Origin of the sequence: Enterobacter sp. CGMCC 5087 (genome assembly GCF_003144775.1) — a bacterium.
Taxonomy (GTDB): domain Bacteria; phylum Pseudomonadota; class Gammaproteobacteria; order Enterobacterales; family Enterobacteriaceae; genus Enterobacter; species Enterobacter cloacae_M.
Genome location: NZ_QFXN01000069.1, coordinates 33,448 through 49,105, shown reverse-complemented (window position 1 = coordinate 49,105; position 15,658 = coordinate 33,448). Strand labels below are relative to the sequence as shown.

Annotated in this window: 16 protein-coding genes and 1 pseudogene; 8 read left to right on the top strand and 9 right to left on the bottom strand. The window is 61.6% G+C overall.

Going from position 1 to position 15,658, the window contains the following annotated elements; genetic code table 11:
* Positions 1–384: pseudogene (locus DEO48_RS06490) on the top strand (PTS cellobiose/arbutin/salicin transporter subunit IIBC); the annotation flags it as partial.
* Between the two features lie 18 nt (positions 385–402).
* Positions 403–1,827 (top strand): 6-phospho-beta-glucosidase, encoded by a 1,425-nt coding sequence (locus DEO48_RS06485; RefSeq protein WP_109844681.1) that lies wholly within the window; start codon positions 403–405, stop codon positions 1,825–1,827.
* Between the two features lie 50 nt (positions 1,828–1,877).
* On the opposite strand, the gene hycI is transcribed toward DEO48_RS06485, so the two are convergent.
* The 9 genes from hycI to hycA all read right to left on the bottom strand — a co-directional run bounded on the left by hycI (position 1,878) and on the right by hycA (position 9,656).
* Complete coding sequence (gene hycI / locus DEO48_RS06480; protein WP_109844680.1) at positions 1,878–2,333, bottom strand: hydrogenase maturation peptidase HycI; 456 nt, start codon at positions 2,331–2,333, stop codon at positions 1,878–1,880.
* Positions 2,326–2,736 (bottom strand): formate hydrogenlyase maturation HycH family protein, encoded by a 411-nt coding sequence (locus tag DEO48_RS06475; protein WP_109844679.1) that lies wholly within the window; start codon positions 2,734–2,736, stop codon positions 2,326–2,328. The genes hycI and DEO48_RS06475 overlap by 8 nt, the downstream gene beginning before the upstream one ends.
* Positions 2,733–3,500: an NADH-quinone oxidoreductase subunit B family protein gene (locus DEO48_RS06470; protein WP_033146382.1), complete on the bottom strand. Its 768-nt coding sequence runs from the start codon at positions 3,498–3,500 to the stop codon at positions 2,733–2,735. The genes DEO48_RS06475 and DEO48_RS06470 overlap by 4 nt, the downstream gene beginning before the upstream one ends.
* Positions 3,500–4,042, bottom strand: coding sequence for a formate hydrogenlyase complex iron-sulfur subunit (locus DEO48_RS06465; RefSeq protein WP_109844678.1), 543 nt, complete (start codon positions 4,040–4,042; stop codon positions 3,500–3,502). The genes DEO48_RS06470 and DEO48_RS06465 overlap by 1 nt, the downstream gene beginning before the upstream one ends.
* Positions 4,043–4,051: 9 nt before the next feature.
* Positions 4,052–5,761, bottom strand: a complete 1,710-nt coding sequence (hycE, locus tag DEO48_RS06460; protein WP_109844677.1) for a formate hydrogenlyase subunit HycE — start codon at positions 5,759–5,761, stop codon at positions 4,052–4,054.
* Positions 5,762–5,776: 15 nt separating this feature from the next.
* Positions 5,777–6,700 (bottom strand): respiratory chain complex I subunit 1 family protein, encoded by a 924-nt coding sequence (locus DEO48_RS06455; protein WP_109844676.1) that lies wholly within the window; start codon positions 6,698–6,700, stop codon positions 5,777–5,779.
* Position 6,701: 1 nt separating this feature from the next.
* Positions 6,702–8,516: a formate hydrogenlyase subunit 3 gene (hycC, locus tag DEO48_RS06450; protein ID WP_109844675.1), complete on the bottom strand. Its 1,815-nt coding sequence runs from the start codon at positions 8,514–8,516 to the stop codon at positions 6,702–6,704.
* Positions 8,513–9,121, bottom strand: a complete 609-nt coding sequence (locus tag DEO48_RS06445) for a 4Fe-4S dicluster domain-containing protein (RefSeq protein ID WP_023308971.1) — start codon at positions 9,119–9,121, stop codon at positions 8,513–8,515. Before DEO48_RS06445 ends, hycC begins: the two co-directional genes overlap by 4 nt.
* A gap of 70 nt (positions 9,122–9,191) precedes the next feature.
* Positions 9,192–9,656, bottom strand: a complete 465-nt coding sequence (hycA, locus tag DEO48_RS06440) for a formate hydrogenlyase regulator HycA (RefSeq protein WP_045404197.1) — start codon at positions 9,654–9,656, stop codon at positions 9,192–9,194.
* 211 nt (positions 9,657–9,867) lie between these two features.
* On the opposite strand from hycA, the gene hypA reads away from it, so the two are divergent.
* The 6 genes from hypA to flhA all read left to right on the top strand — a co-directional run bounded on the left by hypA (position 9,868) and on the right by flhA (position 15,615).
* Positions 9,868–10,218, top strand: a complete 351-nt coding sequence (gene hypA, locus DEO48_RS06435) for a hydrogenase maturation nickel metallochaperone HypA (RefSeq protein ID WP_047059961.1) — start codon at positions 9,868–9,870, stop codon at positions 10,216–10,218.
* A gap of 3 nt (positions 10,219–10,221) precedes the next feature.
* Positions 10,222–11,085 carry a hydrogenase nickel incorporation protein HypB gene (gene hypB / locus DEO48_RS06430; RefSeq protein WP_109844674.1) on the top strand — a complete coding sequence of 288 codons (864 nt, stop codon included), beginning with the start codon at positions 10,222–10,224 and terminating at the stop codon, positions 11,083–11,085.
* A complete protein-coding gene (locus DEO48_RS06425; RefSeq protein ID WP_109844673.1) occupies positions 11,076–11,348 on the top strand; it encodes a HypC/HybG/HupF family hydrogenase formation chaperone in 273 nt (90 codons plus the stop codon). Before hypB ends, DEO48_RS06425 begins: the two co-directional genes overlap by 10 nt.
* A gap of 2 nt (positions 11,349–11,350) precedes the next feature.
* Positions 11,351–12,472 carry a hydrogenase formation protein HypD gene (gene hypD / locus DEO48_RS06420; protein ID WP_109844672.1) on the top strand — a complete coding sequence of 374 codons (1,122 nt, stop codon included), beginning with the start codon at positions 11,351–11,353 and terminating at the stop codon, positions 12,470–12,472.
* Entirely contained in the window at positions 12,469–13,479 is a 1,011-nt protein-coding gene (hypE, locus tag DEO48_RS06415) for a hydrogenase expression/formation protein HypE (RefSeq protein ID WP_109844671.1), read from the top strand. Before hypD ends, hypE begins: the two co-directional genes overlap by 4 nt.
* Before the next feature lie 63 nt (positions 13,480–13,542).
* On the top strand, positions 13,543–15,615 hold the full coding sequence (flhA, locus tag DEO48_RS06410; protein ID WP_109844670.1) for a formate hydrogenlyase transcriptional activator FlhA: 2,073 nt from the start codon (positions 13,543–13,545) through the stop codon (positions 15,613–15,615).
* The last annotated feature ends 43 nt before the right edge of the window (positions 15,616–15,658 follow it).

Genomic DNA, 15,658 nt, shown 5'->3' with positions numbered 1-15,658 from the left:
CTGCGCCAGACGGCGCTGGCGGCGGCAGCCTCCGCCATTATGGCGGGGATCTCTGAACCGGCCCTGTACGGCGTGGCGGTGCGTCTGAAACGTCCGCTGATTGCGAGCCTGATCAGCGGCTTTATCTGCGGGGCGGTCGCCGGCATGGCCGGTCTTGCCAGCCACTCGATGGCGGCACCGGGGCTGTTCACCAGCGTGCAGTTCTTTGACCCGGCCAACCCGATGACCATCGTCTGGGTGTTCGGCGTGATGGGGCTGGCAGTGGTGCTGTCGTTTGTTCTGACCCTGCTTTTAGGGTTTGAGGATATCCCGGTCGAAGACGAGGCTGAAAAAGCGCGCGCCCTGCAGACCGCACCGGTACAGAACAACGCAGCAAAAGCATAAATTGAAAGCGAGGTAAGAATGTCTGTTTTTCCACAAGGATTTTTATGGGGCGGCGCGCTTGCCGCCAACCAGAGTGAAGGTGCTTACCGTGAAGGCGGCAAAGGACTAACGACCATCGATATGATCCCCCACGGCGCGAATCGCCTGGCGGTGAAGATCGGTAAGGAAAAGCGTTTTTCGCTGCGTGACGACGAGTTCTACCCGAGCCACGAAGCGATTGATTTTTACCATCGCTATAAAGAAGACATCGCCCTGATGGCGGAGATGGGCTTTACGGTGTTCCGCACCTCAATTGCCTGGAGCCGCCTCTACCCCAACGGCGACGAACCGCTGCCGAACAAAGAGGGCATTGCCTTCTACCGCGCGGTGTTCGAGGAGTGCAAAAAGTACAACATCGAGCCGCTGGTAACGCTCTGCCACTTCGACGTGCCGATGCACCTGGTGACGGAATACGGCTCCTGGCGCAACCGCAGGATGGTCGATTTCTTCGCCCGCTACGCCCGCACCTGCTTTGAAGAATTTAACGGGCTGGTGAAATACTGGCTGACCTTCAACGAAATCAACATCATGCTGCACAGCCCGTTCTCCGGCGCGGGGCTGGTGTTTGAGGAAGGCGAAAAGGAAGACCAGGTGAAATACCAGGCCGCGCACCACGAGCTGGTGGCGAGCGCGCTGGCAACCAAAATCGCCCACGAGGTGAACCCGGAAAACCAGGTGGGCTGCATGCTGGCGGGCGGCAATTTCTACCCCTACTCCTGCAAGCCGGAAGACGTGTGGATGGCGCTGGAGAAAGACCGCGAGAACCTGTTCTTTATCGACGTGCAGGCGCGCGGCAGCTATCCGGCCTACTCCGCCCGCGTGTTCCGCGAGAAAGGCGTGGTGATTGTGAAAGATCCGGGCGACGACGACCTGCTGAAAAACACCGTCGACTTTGTCTCGTTCAGCTATTACGCCTCGCGCTGCGCGTCGGCGGACATGAACGCGGGCAACACCAGCGCGGCGAACATCGTGAAGTCCCTGCGCAACCCGCATATTCAGGTGAGCGAATGGGGCTGGGGCATCGACCCTCTCGGCCTGCGCATCACCATGAACATGATGTACGACCGCTACCAGAAGCCGCTGTTCCTGGTGGAAAACGGCCTCGGGGCGAAGGACGTCATTGATGAAAACGGCGAGATCAACGACGACTACCGCATCAGCTATCTGCGCGAGCATATCCGCGCGATGGGCGACGCGATTGAGGACGGCGTGCCGCTGATGGGCTACACCACCTGGGGCTGCATTGACCTGGTGGCCGCCTCAACGGGCGAGATGAGCAAGCGCTACGGGTTTGTGTACGTTGACCGCGACGACGCCGGAAACGGCACGCTGGAGCGGAAACGCAAGAAATCGTTCGGATGGTATAAGAAGGTGATTGCGAGTAACGGGGCGGATCTGGAGTAGCCTGTCCTTACCCCTCTCCCTCTCCCACAGGGAGAGGGGTTTGGCACTGCTCAGAGCTGAGAAAAACCACCGTCCCCAACCCACTCCGCAAGCCGTGAATAGACCCGTTCCACCGCCTCCTTCACCGGCGGCGTCATCGGGTAATAAAACCCAACGATATCCGGCTGAATTCCCAAAAAGAGCACCTCGCCCACGTCGTCCCTGATCTGATCGACAAGGTAGTTCAGCGGCATATTGTGGGTGGTCATCATAAACATCTCGGCGATGTCGTTCGGGTCAATCAGGCGGATTTCGCCCGGGTTCAGCCCCATATCGGTGGCATCGACGATTAACAGCCTCTCCGGGCGCAGTTCGCGGATGGCGACCACGTCGTTTTCCGGCGCGCTGCCGCCGTCAATCACCACCCAACTGCCCTGCGGATTCGCGGCGCACATCTCTGCCAGCAGTGGGCCCGCGCCGTCGTCGCCCATCATGCTGTTGCCGACACACAGTAAAACGTCAGTCACGTAATCTCCTCACCATCAGGTAGATGGCGCTCTCCTGATGAATATCGTGCAGCATGCTAAGCAGCGTTTTGCTCCACGACTGCTGCTCGGGGGTTTGCCTGCCGAGCGCCGCGTCAAAGGCGTTGGCGAGCATTGCAATGTGGTTGGCGTCGATGACGATCTCGCCGTACTTCGGCACGCCCTCCATCTTGCGCCGCGCCGTACTGCCCTCCTCCAGCGTGGCGATCCATGCCAGGTATTCGGGCCACGGGCAGCTCAGCGCCGCCTCCAGGCAGTCAATCACCCCGAGGTGATGCCCAATCGCCAGGCTGTAATAGACCACCTGCTGCGCCGCGTCGGGCGTGGCATCGTTCTCATCAATAAACTTACGGCTCAGCTGGCTGAACACCACCGTTTCACTCATCGGATACGCGCCTCATCCACGATGCTGTTCAGGTTCGCCACGATCTCATTGAGACGCGGATCGTTTTCCGCCTCCAGCCAGCGCGCCACCTGATGGTCGCCCTGGCTCAGCAGGCGCAGATAATCATCGGCTATCTGACGCCCGTAGCGATAGCCCGCCAGCCTGCGCGCCGTGCGGTCAATCTTCACTCGCAGCGGCTGGACCATGTCCGGGTGCAGGATGGCCGCAGGCCGGTTGTCCAGCTCGCCCGGCTCGCGGGCGTGGATTTTCTGCTCCAGCAGGCCAAGCGCCATCGCGAAGCCGTACAGCGTCGCGGCAGGCGTTGGCGGGCAGCCCGGAATGTAGACGTCCACCGGCACGATTTTGTCGGTGCCGCCCCAGACGCAGTAAAGGTCGTGGAAGATACCGCCGCTGTTGCCGCAGGCCCCGTAGGAGATGCAGATTTTCGGGTCCGGCGCGGACTGCCAGGCGCGCAGCGCGGGCGAGCGCATGGCGCGGGTGACGGCCCCGGTAAACAGCAGAATGTCCGCATGACGCGGGGACGGCACCACCTTGATGCCGAAGCGCTCGGCGTCAAACAGCGGCGACAGCGTAGCGAAGATCTCAATCTCGCAGCCGTTGCAGCCGCCGCAGTCCACGCGGTAGACATAGGCCGAGCGTTTGATTTTTTTCAGCAGCGACGCCTTCATGCTGGCGATGGACTCCTCCACCGTCATCGGCACAGGAATGCCGTTAGCGTCTCGCGGGCCGAGTAAATTTTCCATCAGCTGGCCTCTCTCATATGGCGGGTGATATCAATACGGTCGGACGGCAGCAGGCACTTCTGACGCTTGCACTCCGGGCAGGTCTCAAAGCTTTCACGGTGATGCTCCGCGCGGGCGTCACCGTTGTGCTGCAGCAGCGCGATGGCGTAGTCGATCTCTTTTTGCACGGCAAACGGGCGCTGGCAGACGCGGCAGCTGCACAGGTCAAAGCGCGACTGCTGCAGAAAGTCCTCCTTCTTCCACACCGCCAGCTCGTATTCCTGCGACAGGCGAATGGCGACCGTCGGGCAGACCTCCTCGCAGCGGCCGCAGAAGATGCAGCGCCCGAGGTTAAACTGCCAGGCCAGCTCGCCGGTTTTGAGATCCGTTTCGACCGTTAAGGCGTTCGACGGACAGGCGTTGACGCAGGCCGCGCAGCCTATGCATTGCTGCGGGTTGTGCTCCGGCTTGCCGCGAAAGTTTTTATCCACCGGCATCGGCTCCAGCGGATAGCTGCGGGTCTGCGTGCCCGTTTTGATTACTTTTTTGATAAAGGTAAACATGGCGAGTCCTTATTTCAGCGGCGAGTTTTTACGCTCGATGCTGTAGCGCTCAAGCTCTTTGTACGGCACCACCTGGCTTTTCTTCTTGCGCACGTCCACCACGGTCATGCGGTCGGTGCACGAGTAGCACGGGTCGAGGCTACCGATGATCAGCGGCGCATCGGAAACCGTGTTGCCGCGCAGCATATAGCGCAGGGTTGGCCAGTTGGCATAGGTGGCCGCGCGGCAGCGCCAGCGGTAGAGCTTCTGGTTGTCGCCGGTCATGCTCCAGTGGATATCGTCCCCGCGCGGCGCTTCGGCAAAGCCGAGGGCAAAGCGGTTCGGAATGTAGGTGAAGCCCTCCACCATCAGCGGGCCGCCCGGCAGGTTATCGAGGCCGTAGTCGATCATGTTCAGGGCGGTGAACACCTCGTTGATGCGCACCTTGAGGCGCGAGATGACGTCGCAGCCCTGCTCGCTGTGCACGGTCATCGGCAGCAGGCCGTAGCCGACGAACGGGTGATCGGCACGCGTGTCGCGGGCGTGGCCGCTGGCGCGCACCATCGGGCCGACGTTGCTGAAGTCGCGGGCGATCTCCGGGTCAAGGCGGCCGATGCCGACGGTACGCTGCTCGATGTTTGGCGTGCTGAGCAGCATGTCCACCAGCTCCTGCACGTCGCGGCGCATCTGCTGCGCCAGCTGGCGGGTCTGGATCATGTCGTCCTTCAGCAGGTCGCGGCGGATCCCGCCAATCAGATTCAGGCCGTAGGTTTTACGCGCCCCGGTGAGGATCTCCGCCATCTTCATTGACGCCTCGCGCACGCGGAAGAACTGCATAAACCCGGAGTCAAAGCCGACGAAGTGGCAGGCCAGGCCGAGGTTCAGCAGGTGCGAGTGCAGGCGCTCCACCTCCAGCAGAATGGCGCGGATCATCTGCGCGCGCTCCGGCACCACGATCCCCATGCCGTTCTCCACCGAGGTGGTATAGGCGGTGCTGTGGGCGAAGCCGCAGATGCCGCACACGCGGTCAGAGAGGAACGTCACTTCGTTGTAGCCCATGCGGGTTTCCGCCAGCTTTTCCATGCCGCGGTGGACGTAGAACAGGCGGTAGTCGGCGTCGATGATGTTCTCGCCGTCGACGAACAGGCGGAAGTGGCCCGGTTCGTCGGAGGTGACGTGCAGCGGGCCGATCGGCACCACGTTGTTCTTCTTGCTGCCGAGCTCGTTGATAAACTCGTAGGTTTCGCTGTCGGTGGTCGGCGCCGGGCGCTGGCGGTAGTCCATGCTGTCTTTGCGCAGCGGATAGAGTTCGTCCGGCCAGTCGTCCGGCAGCACCAGGCGGCGCTCGTCCGGCAGGCCGACCGGCACCAGGCCGTACATGTCGCGCACTTCGCGCTCGCCCCAGACGGCGGCGGGCACGCGCGGCGTGACGGACGGGTATTCCGGCTTAGCCGGGTCGACTTCGACGCGCACGGTGAGCCAGCACTTTTCGCCCTGCTCCATCGACATCACGTAGTACACCGCATAGTTGCCACACAGCTGGCGCTCGTCGTTGCCGAACAGCACCGACAGCCAGCCGCCCTGCTGGTAGTACAGAAACTCCACCACTTCCGGCAGATAGTTCACCTTAATGGTGACGGTTACCTGGTCTTTGGTTTGCCAGGAGTCCTCCAGCACCACGCCGGGGAAAGCCTGATGCAACGCGGCGAGATACTGCTGACCTTTCTTTTCTTCAGACATAAATACTCTCTTTAATCACGCCACCAGCAAGGAGACGAACGCTAAAAATGCAAAACCAAAACCGGCCCAGGTGATGCGCGACGTTTCCACAAAACGCAGGCGCGCCATGCTGTTTTCAAACAGGGCAATCACCAGCACGCCGACCAGCAGCTTGAGGGCGGCAACCACGACGGCCAGCACCAGACCGCCCGCGGAAAAGTGCGTCATCTGCCCCCACGGGAAGAAGACGCCGACAAACATCTGCAGCACCACCAGCTGTTTGAGGCTGATGCCCCACTTCAGCACCGCGAAGCCGTAGCCGCTGTACTCGGTAAGCGGCCCCTCCTGCAGCTCCTGCTCGGCTTCCGCCAGATCGAACGGCAGTTTGCCCATCTCAATAAACGTGGCGAACGCGCAGGCGCACAGCGCCAGCACCAGCGGGATCGAGCGGGACACCGGCCAGTGGTAAACGGTGTGGGTGATAAAGCTGATGTGGGTGGAACCCGCGACCTGCGCGGCAACCCACAGCCCCAGCAGCAGAATCGGCTCGACCAGCACGCCGAGCATCGCCTCGCGGCTGGCACCGATGCCGGTAAACGGGCTCCCGGTGTCCAGGCCCGCAATCGCAAAGAAGAAGCGGGCGATGGCGAAGAGGTAAATCAGCGTGATCAGATCGCCAAGCACGGACAGCGGCGACGCCACCGTCACCACCGGCAGCGCGGTGGCGATGGTCAGCATCACGCCCACCATCACAAACGGCGTCAGGCGGAAGACCCAGCCTGCGGCGTCCGGGGCCACACTCTGACGGGAGAGCAGTTTAAAGAGATCGCGGTACTCCTGGAGCACCCCGGGCCCGCGACGGTTGTGCATCCGGGCGCGCGCCACGCGCGTGATGCCCGACAGCAGCGGCGCGGCGGCGAACAGCACCAGCGCCTGAAGAATTGCCAGTAACAGACTCATGTCAGGCTCCTCGTGAAATCACAATGACCACCAGCACCGCCAGCTCGATGACCGCCAGACGGCGGAACAGCGCGGGCGCGGCGGCGCTCTGCCAGCCGGGTACCCAGCCCACCGGGTTCAGCCAGTGGCGCAGCTTCAGCACGGCGGCGAAGTTCTCCTTCACCGGCATGGCAAAACCGTGGGCGGTGATAACCATCGACTGTTCGTGTTCGTAGCCGCAGGCCCACGCCGCACCGCGCGAGCGGGAGGCGAGCCGGTCGCGCTTGAAGAACAGCATCAGTACGAACGGAAGCAGCGGTGCGCCAATCAGCAGCAGCGCGATCATGGGCTGAGAGACGGTGGTATTCGCCACGGTCAGCGGCAGCGGAATGGCGTTGCCCAGCAGCGGCAGCAGCCACGGCGCGGCGACGCCGCCCGCGATACAGCACAGCGCCAGCGCGACCACGCTCACGCCCATCAACAACGGTGCGCAGCAGGCGTTTTCCGCTTCGCGGGTGCGCGGCGCGCCGAGGAAGGTCACGCCGTAGACTTTCGCCATGCACATCACCGCCAGCGCCCCGGTTATCGCCAGACCGACCGCCAGCAGCGGGCCGAGCAGGCGTGCGATAAATGCGTCGCTCTGGCCGAGCGCGAAGAAGGACTGGTAGATCACCCACTCCCCGGCAAAGCCGTTCAGCGGCGGCAGCGCGGCCATTGCCATCAGACCCACCAGCATCGCCAGCGAAATGACGGGCATCTTTTTGCCAATCCCGCCCAGCTTTTCGATATCCCGATGGCCGGTGCGGAACCAGACGCTGCCCGCGCCGAGGAACAGGGTGCTTTTAAACAGGCTGTGGTTGACGAGGTGATACAGACCGCCGATAAAACCGGCGGCAATCAGCGCCGGCTGGTTGAGCGCCAGCCCGGTCACCCCCGCGCCAATACCGAGCAGGATGATGCCGATGTTTTCCAGCGTGTGGTACGCCAGCAGGCGTTGAATATTGTGCTCCATCAGCGCGTACAGGCCGCCGACGAACGCGGTGATCATGCCCGTAATCAGCAGCACGACGCCCCACCACAGCGGCGGCTGTCCGCCGGTCAGCGTAATCGCCAGAATCCCGAACAGACCCACTTTCATCACCACCACGGAAAACAGCGCGGCGGCGGGCGCGGAGGCATTCGCATGCGCCTGCGGCACCCAGCCGTGCAGCGGGATGATGCCGGCGAGCAGGCCAAAGCCGAGCACGCCCAGCAGCCAGACGTCGTTCCCCAGCGGATGCCCGTTGAGCGCAGAGAAATCCAGCGTGCCGAAGCGGTGCCACACCAGCCAGCAGGCCAGCGCCAGCAGCAGCGTTCCTAGGCGTCCCAGCGCAAACCACAGCTTGCCGGAGGCGCTGCAGCCCGTCAGGAACACGCCGCACAGCGCCATGATTTCCGCCATCACCACCAGCGCGCCGAGGTTGCTGGCGATAACGGTGCAGACCGCCGCCGCCATCAGCAGGTTAACCAGCAGGCCGTTAGCCCTGGCGTGCGGATGGCGGTGCCAGTCGATATTGAACAGGCTGATAAACAGTCCGCACAGGCCAAACGTCACCAGCCAGATGGCGTTCAGGGGCGCGATCTCAACGGTGTGGCGAATCAGCGGCATCACGGTCTCAGCGGACTGGCCGCCGAGCAGGACAACGCCGCCTGCTGCCAGCGTCATCAGGCTAGCCACCGCCCCGCCGAGCCCGGCGATCGCACCGCTCAGGGTTTTATGGAATGAGAAGATCAGCGCCAGAACAGCGGCGCCAGCAAAACAGGCTACCGCGCTGGTAATCATCATCGCCGCGTTCATTTCGCCCCCTCGTTAAGCGCCTGTAGCAGAGAAAGATCGCCAAAATCACTGTTGATGGTCAGCTCGCGTTTACGCTTGCTGGTACGGGCGATGTCGCGAATGTTAACCAGAATCAAAGCTTTAGTCGGGCAGGTGCGTACGCAGGCCGGGCCCTGCTCATCGAAGCTGCACAGGTCGCATTTCACCGCAACGGCACGGATGCCGGGCACCCAGTCCAGCAGCGTACTTACGCGTGCCGGAGCCGGTGGTGCGGGCGGGGCTTTTGGCGAGTTGGCGTTCGCCGGAATATGCAGCGGACGGCTGCCGGAAAATTCAATCGCGCCGAACGGGCAGGCAATGCCGCACAGCTTGCAGCTTACGCACAGGCTTTCGTTCAGCTGGACTGCGCCATCAACGCGGGTGATGGCATTCACAGGGCAGACGCCCGCGCAGGGGGCGTCTTCACAGTGATGGCAGAGCTGCGGGGCAGACTCTTTTTCATTACGCATGACGTGCAGGCGCGGCATGGACTGCAGCCCATGCAGGCGATGCGTTTCCGAGCACGCCGCCTCACAGGTTCGACAGCCAATACAGACCGTCGAGTCAGCAATTACAAAACGGTTCACCGGGTTATCCTCTGGTGATAGTCATTTTTGACGAAAAACTGTCTTGTCGACACTTCTCGACACGCAGGAGTCAGGCCACGTTCGCTGAGGTATTTCCATCCATCAGCTGCTTCAGGTTGACCGGGAGATCGTGCTCAACGGCGGCGTACAGGCCGTTATAGACCGGCGCGATTTTTTCCAGATAGTGCTCCAGCACCTGCTGGCGATCGCGGTTGCTGACGTGGCCGTCCACCATGCCGTCGGCCATCAGCTGCGCCTTCGCAATACACTGTTTTTCGCCGTCTTTTGTCTCGAGGTGGTACTCAATGGTGTGGCTGTTGAAGTTGTCCGCCAGGGTAACGTTGATGATGAAATGGCCGAACAGGACGAAGCGCATGTCGCCCTGCGCCGCGCAGCTCATCGCGTGGTGAAGACGCGCTTTCGAGAGGGTTATGCCCTGAACCAGAGAGTTGCAGTAGAGGTGCCACTGGTCCTGCAGCTGCTGATGACGCTGCGCGATGTAATCCGCTTTTTCGCTGATTTCCCAAATAGTCATAGAAGGTATCCGGTTAATGGAGATAGCGGTTGTTAAGCAGATTTCATGCCAGTTTTTATATTACTGATTTTAAATAGATTTAATTACAAAACCGCTGTCAACGCCGCGGTGTCGACGTGTCATTTCGACAGCGTTGACATCGTCACGCCTTAACAAAAATCAAGCTGGCACCGTTATTGCATTCAATGGCGCAATTCATTGAGGAGGCGTCATGCACGAAATCACCCTCTGCCAGCGGGCTCTGGAACTTATCGAACAGCAGGCAGTGCAAAACCACGCGAAGCGCGTCACCGGCGTCTGGCTGAAGGTCGGGGCGTTTTCCTGCGTCGAGCCCAGCGCCCTGCATTTCTGTTTTGAGCTGGTGTGTCGCGGCACGCTGGCGGAAGGCTGCGAACTCCATATTGAAGAGCAGCAGGCGGAGTGCTGGTGCGAGCAGTGCCAGCAGTACGTCACCCTGCTGTCATCAAAGGTTCAGCGCTGTCCGCAGTGTCAGAGCACCGGTCTTCGCATCGTGGCGGACGACGGCATGCAGATCCAACGCCTCGAAATCGAGAAGGAGTAAAGTATGTGTAGCACCTGCGGTTGCGCCGAAGGCAACCTGTATATAGAAGGGGATGAACACCGTCCCCATTCCGCGTTTCGCTCCGCGCCCTTTTCGCCTGCCCCGCGGCTAGCTGCGGCTTTAACCGGTATCACCTTCGCCCCGCAACGCTCCGCTGCGGGCGATCTGCACTACGGCCATGGCGAAGCGGGTACCCACGCGCCGGGCATCAGCCAGCGCCGGATGCTGGAAGTGGAAATCAACGTGCTGGACAAAAATAACCAGATCGCCGCCCGCAACCGCGCGCGCTTTGCCGCCCGCAAACAGCTGGTGCTGAACCTGGTCTCCAGCCCCGGCTCCGGCAAAACCACGTTATTAACGGAAACGCTCAAACGCCTGAGCGAGCGCGTCTCCTGCTCGGTGATCGAAGGCGACCAGCAAACCGTTAACGACGCGGCGCGCATTCGCGAAACCGGCACCCCGGCGATTCAGGTCAATACCGGCAAAGGCTGCCACCTGGATGCGCAGATGATTGCCGACGCCGCCCCGCGTCTGCCGCTGGCGGATAACGGCATTCTGTTTATTGAAAACGTCGGCAACCTGGTCTGCCCGGCGAGCTTCGATCTGGGCGAACGCCACAAGGTGGCGGTGCTTTCGGTGACCGAAGGCGAAGACAAACCGCTGAAATACCCGCATATGTTTGCCGCCGCGTCTATCATGCTGCTGAACAAAGTTGACCTGCTTCCATACCTGAACTTCGACGTGGACAAGTGCCTGTCCTGCGCCCGGGAAGTGAATCCGGAGATTGAGATCCTGCTGGTCTCCGCCACGCGCGGCGACGGCATGGACGCCTGGCTGAACTGGCTGGAGAGCGAACGATGTGCATAGGCGTACCGGGACAAATCCATTCCATTGACGGGAACCAGGCCAAAGTGGAGGTCTGCGGCATCCTGCGCGACGTGGACCTGACGCTGGTGGGCTGCAGCGATGAAACGGGCGCATCGCGTCTCGGCCAGTGGGTGCTCGTCCACGTGGGGTTTGCCATGAGCGTGATTAACGAAGCGGAAGCCCGCGACACGCTGGATGCATTGCAAAACATGTTCGACGTGGAGCCTGACGTGGGCGCGCTGCTGTACGGCGAGGAGCTTTAGCCATGCGTTACGTTGATGAATACCGCGCGCCCGAGCAGGTGCTGCAGCTTATCGGGCACCTGAAAACGCGCGCCGCGCTGCTGGATTACACGGCGGAAAACCCCTTGCGGATCATGGAGGTGTGCGGCGGACATACGCACGCCATCTTCAAATTTGGCCTCGACCAGCTGCTGCCGGAGAACATCGAGTTTATCCACGGCCCCGGCTGCCCGGTGTGCGTGCTGCCGATGGGGCGCATCGACAGCTGCATCGAAATTGCCAGCCAGCCTGACGTCATTTTCTGCACCTTTGGCGACGCGATGCGCGTGCCGGGGAAAACCGGCTCGCTGCTGCAGGCGAAAGCGCGCGGGGCCGACATCCGGATCGTCTATTCGCCGATGGATGCCCTGACGCTGGCGGAGGACAACCCCGCGCGCAAGGTGGTGTTTTTTGGCCTGGGGTTTGAAACCACCATGCCCGCCACCGCCATCACGCTGCAGCAGGCGAAAGCGCGCGGCGTCGGGAATTTTTTCTTCTTCTGCCAGCACATTACGCTCATTCCCACGCTGCGCAGCCTGCTGGAAGAGCCGGGAAACGGCATTGACGCCTTTCTGGCACCGGGGCATGTCAGCATGGTGATTGGCACAGACGCCTACGGTTTTATCGCTGAACAGTACAATCGTCCGTTAGTGGTCGCTGGTTTCGAACCACTTGATCTACTGCAAGGTGTGACCATGCTGGTTGAGCAGAAAATAGCGGCCCTGAGTGCGGTGGAAAACCAGTACCGCCGCGTGGTGCCGGATGCGGGAAATGAACGGGCGCAGCAGGCGATCGCCGACGTGTTCAGCGTTGAGGGCGACAGCGAGTGGCGTGGTCTGGGGCTGATTGCCGAATCCGGCGTGCGCCTGACGTCAGCCTATCGCGCGTTCGACGCCGAAGCGCATTTCTGCCCGCAGCCGCAGCAGGTTTGCGACGATCCCCGGGCCCGCTGCGGCGACGTGCTTACCGGTAAATGCAAACCGCATCAATGCCCATTATTTGGCAATACCTGTAACCCGCAAACGGCGTTTGGCGCGCTGATGGTCTCCTCCGAAGGGGCGTGTGCCGCGTGGTATCAGTATCGCAACCAGGAGAGTGAAGCATGAATACGGTTGAAATGGCGCACGGCAGCGGCGGACAGGCGATGCAGCAGTTGATTAACCGGCTGTTTATGGAAGCTTTCAACAACCCCTGGCTCGCCGAACAGGAAGACCAGGCGCGCATTGACCTCGCCACCCTCACCGCGCAGGGCGACAGGCTGGCCTTCTCCACCGACAGCTACGTGATTGACCCGCTGTTCTTCCCCGGCGGCGATATCGGTAAGCTCGCCGTCTGCGGCACGGCCAACGACGTGGCGGTCAGCGGTGCCGTTCCGCGCTACCTCTCCTGCGGGTTTATCCTCGAAGAGGGATTGCCGATGGAGACGCTCACGACAGTGGTCAACAGCATGGCGCAGACCGCGCGCGAGGCCGGGATAGCTATCGTCACCGGCGATACCAAAGTGGTGCAGCGCGGCGCGGCCGACAAGCTGTTTATCAACACCGCCGGCATGGGCGCGATCCCCGCCGATATTCACTGGGGCGCACAGCGCCTCAGCGTGGGCGACGTGCTGATCGTGACCGGCACGCTGGGCTGCCACGGGGCGACCATCCTGAACCTGCGCGAGGGCCTGGGGCTGGACGGCGAACTGCGCAGCGACTGCGCGGTACTCACCCCGCTGATTCAGACGCTGCGCGGTATTCCCGGCGTGAAGGCCCTGCGGGATGCCACGCGAGGCGGTGTCAACGCCGTGGTCCATGAGTTTGCGGCAAGCTGCGGATGCGGGATTGAACTCACCGAGCGCAGCCTGCCCGTTAAGCCCGCCGTTCGTGGGCTTTGCGAACTGCTGGGGCTGGACCCGCTCAACTTTGCCAACGAAGGCAAACTGGTGATTGGCGTTGAACGCTCGGCCGCGGAAGCCGTTCTTGAACAGCTGCGGGCTCATCCGTCAGGAAAAGAGGCGGCGATGATTGGTGAAGTGGTTGAGCGCAAAGGGGTGCGCCTGACCGGACTTTATGGCGTGAAGCGGACGCTTGACCTGCCGCACGCGGAACCCTTACCCCGTATTTGCTAGAACCGCGCCAAAAGCGGTCAGCACTGAATGTCTCTTTTTTGCCAGTTTCTATTGGAAAGCAATATGCCGTATACACCGATGAGCGATCTTGGACAGCAGGGCCTGTTTGACATCACGCGCACACTTTTACAGCAGCCCGACCTCGGCGCGCTGAGCGATGCCCTGACGCGGCTGGTCAGGCAATCGGCGCTGGCGGACAGCGCCGCGATTGTGCTCTGGCATAGCGGAACGCAGCGCGCGAGCTACTACTCGACGCGTGATAATGGCAAAACGTTTGAATACGAAGACGAAACGTATCTGGCGCATGGCCCGGTGCGCCGCATACTCTCCCGGCCTGAAGTGCTGCACTGCAGCTTTGCGGAGTTCCGCCAGGCGTGGCCGAAGCTGACGGAGAGCGACCTCTATCAGCCTTTCGGGCATTACTGCATGCTGCCGCTGGCGGCTGAGGGCCAGATTTTTGGCGGCTGCGAGTTTATCCGCACGACCGACCAGCCCTGGAGCGAGGCGGAATACGAGCGCCTGCACACCTTTACCCAGATTGTGGCCGTCGTCGCGGAGCAGATCCAAGGCCGCGTCACCAATAACGTCGATTACGACCTGCTGAGCCGCGAGCGCGACAACTTCCGCATTCTGGTCGCCATCACCAACGCCGTGCTCTCCCGCCTGGACATGGACGAGCTGGTCAGCGAAGTCTCGAAAGAGATCCACCACTATTTCAAAATAGACGCCATCAGCATTGCGCTGCGCGGCCATCGCAAGGGCAAGCTGAACATCTACTCCACGCATTATCTCGATGAAGCCAACCCGGCGCACGAGCAGAGCGAAGTGGACGAAGCGGGCACCCTTTCTGAGCGGGTCTTCAAAAGCAAAGAGATCCTCCTGCTCAACCTGAACGAGCAGGACCCGGTCGCGCCGTACGAGCGGATGCTGTTTAACACCTGGGGCAATAAAATTCAGACCCTGTGCCTGCTGCCGCTGATGTCCGGTAACACCATGCTGGGCGTGCTGAAGCTGGCGCAGTGCGAGGAAGGCGTGTTCACCACCGCCAACCTGAAGCTGCTGCGCCAGATTGCCGAGCGTATATCTATCGCACTGGATAACGCCCTCGCCTACCAGGAGATCCACCGTCTGAAGGAGCGGCTGGTGGACGAAAACCTCGCCCTGACCGAACAGCTCAACAACGTGGACAGCGAGTTTGGCGAAATCATCGGGCGCAGCGACGCCATGTACAGCGTGCTCAAGCAGGTTGAGATGGTGGCGCAGAGCGACAGCACGGTGCTGATTCTGGGCGAAACCGGCACGGGCAAAGAGCTGATCGCCCGCGCCATCCACAACCTGAGCAACCGCAACAGCCGACGGATGGTAAAGATGAACTGCGCCGCGATGCCTGCGGGACTGCTGGAAAGCGATCTGTTCGGCCACGAGCGAGGCGCATTCACCGGGGCCAGCAGCCAGCGGCTGGGCCGTTTTGAGCTGGCGGACAAAAGCTCGCTGTTTCTCGACGAAGTGGGCGATATGCCGCTGGAGCTACAGCCGAAACTGCTGCGCGTCCTGCAGGAGCAGGAGTTTGAGCGCCTTGGCAGCAACAAGCTTATCCAGACCGACGTGCGGCTGATTGCGGCCACCAACCGGGACCTGAAAAAAATGGTCGCCGACCGCGAGTTTCGCAGCGACCTTTACTATCGTCTGAACGTCTTCCCGATCTTCCTGCCGCCGCTGCGCGAGCGCCCGGAAGATATCCCCCTGCTGGTCAAAGCCTTTACCGCGAAGATCGCGCGCCGGATGGGGCGAAACATCGACAGTATTCCTGCCGAGACGTTGCGTACCCTTTCATCGATGGAATGGCCCGGCAACGTGCGCGAGCTGGAAAACGTCATCGAACGCGCGGTGCTGCTGACGCGCGGAAACGTGCTGCAACTCTCCCTGCCTGAAGTTACGCTTCCTGACGTAACCGCGCCCGCCGCCGAGACAGCGAAAGAGGGAGAAGATGAATATCAGCTCATTATGCGCGTGCTGAAAGAGACCAACGGCGTGGTCGCCGGGCCAAAAGGTGCCGCCCAGCGCCTGGGGTTAAAACGCACCACCCTGCTGTCACGCATGAAGCGTCTCGGGATTGATAAAGAGAGCCTGGTTTAAGCCCCCCAATCCGGCGGTGTTGCTCTGACACCGCCTTTCGTTA

Coding starts and splice junctions, on each gene's coding strand:
- DEO48_RS06455 (WP_109844676.1), bottom strand. CDS start 6,700: ATGAGTCTGTTACTGGCAATTCTTCAGGCGCTGGTGCTGTTCGCCGCC.
- hypA (WP_047059961.1), top strand. CDS start 9,868: ATGCACGAAATCACCCTCTGCCAGCGGGCTCTGGAACTTATCGAACAG.
- hypE (WP_109844671.1), top strand. CDS start 12,469: ATGAATACGGTTGAAATGGCGCACGGCAGCGGCGGACAGGCGATGCAG.
- hycC (WP_109844675.1), bottom strand. CDS start 8,516: ATGAACGCGGCGATGATGATTACCAGCGCGGTAGCCTGTTTTGCTGGC.
- DEO48_RS06475 (WP_109844679.1), bottom strand. CDS start 2,736: ATGAGTGAAACGGTGGTGTTCAGCCAGCTGAGCCGTAAGTTTATTGAT.
- hycE (WP_109844677.1), bottom strand. CDS start 5,761: ATGTCTGAAGAAAAGAAAGGTCAGCAGTATCTCGCCGCGTTGCATCAG.
- DEO48_RS06470 (WP_033146382.1), bottom strand. CDS start 3,500: ATGGAAAATTTACTCGGCCCGCGAGACGCTAACGGCATTCCTGTGCCG.
- hycA (WP_045404197.1), bottom strand. CDS start 9,656: ATGACTATTTGGGAAATCAGCGAAAAAGCGGATTACATCGCGCAGCGT.
- DEO48_RS06425 (WP_109844673.1), top strand. CDS start 11,076: ATGTGCATAGGCGTACCGGGACAAATCCATTCCATTGACGGGAACCAG.
- hypD (WP_109844672.1), top strand. CDS start 11,351: ATGCGTTACGTTGATGAATACCGCGCGCCCGAGCAGGTGCTGCAGCTT.
- hypB (WP_109844674.1), top strand. CDS start 10,222: ATGTGTAGCACCTGCGGTTGCGCCGAAGGCAACCTGTATATAGAAGGG.
- flhA (WP_109844670.1), top strand. CDS start 13,543: ATGCCGTATACACCGATGAGCGATCTTGGACAGCAGGGCCTGTTTGAC.
- DEO48_RS06485 (WP_109844681.1), top strand. CDS start 403: ATGTCTGTTTTTCCACAAGGATTTTTATGGGGCGGCGCGCTTGCCGCC.
- DEO48_RS06465 (WP_109844678.1), bottom strand. CDS start 4,042: ATGTTTACCTTTATCAAAAAAGTAATCAAAACGGGCACGCAGACCCGC.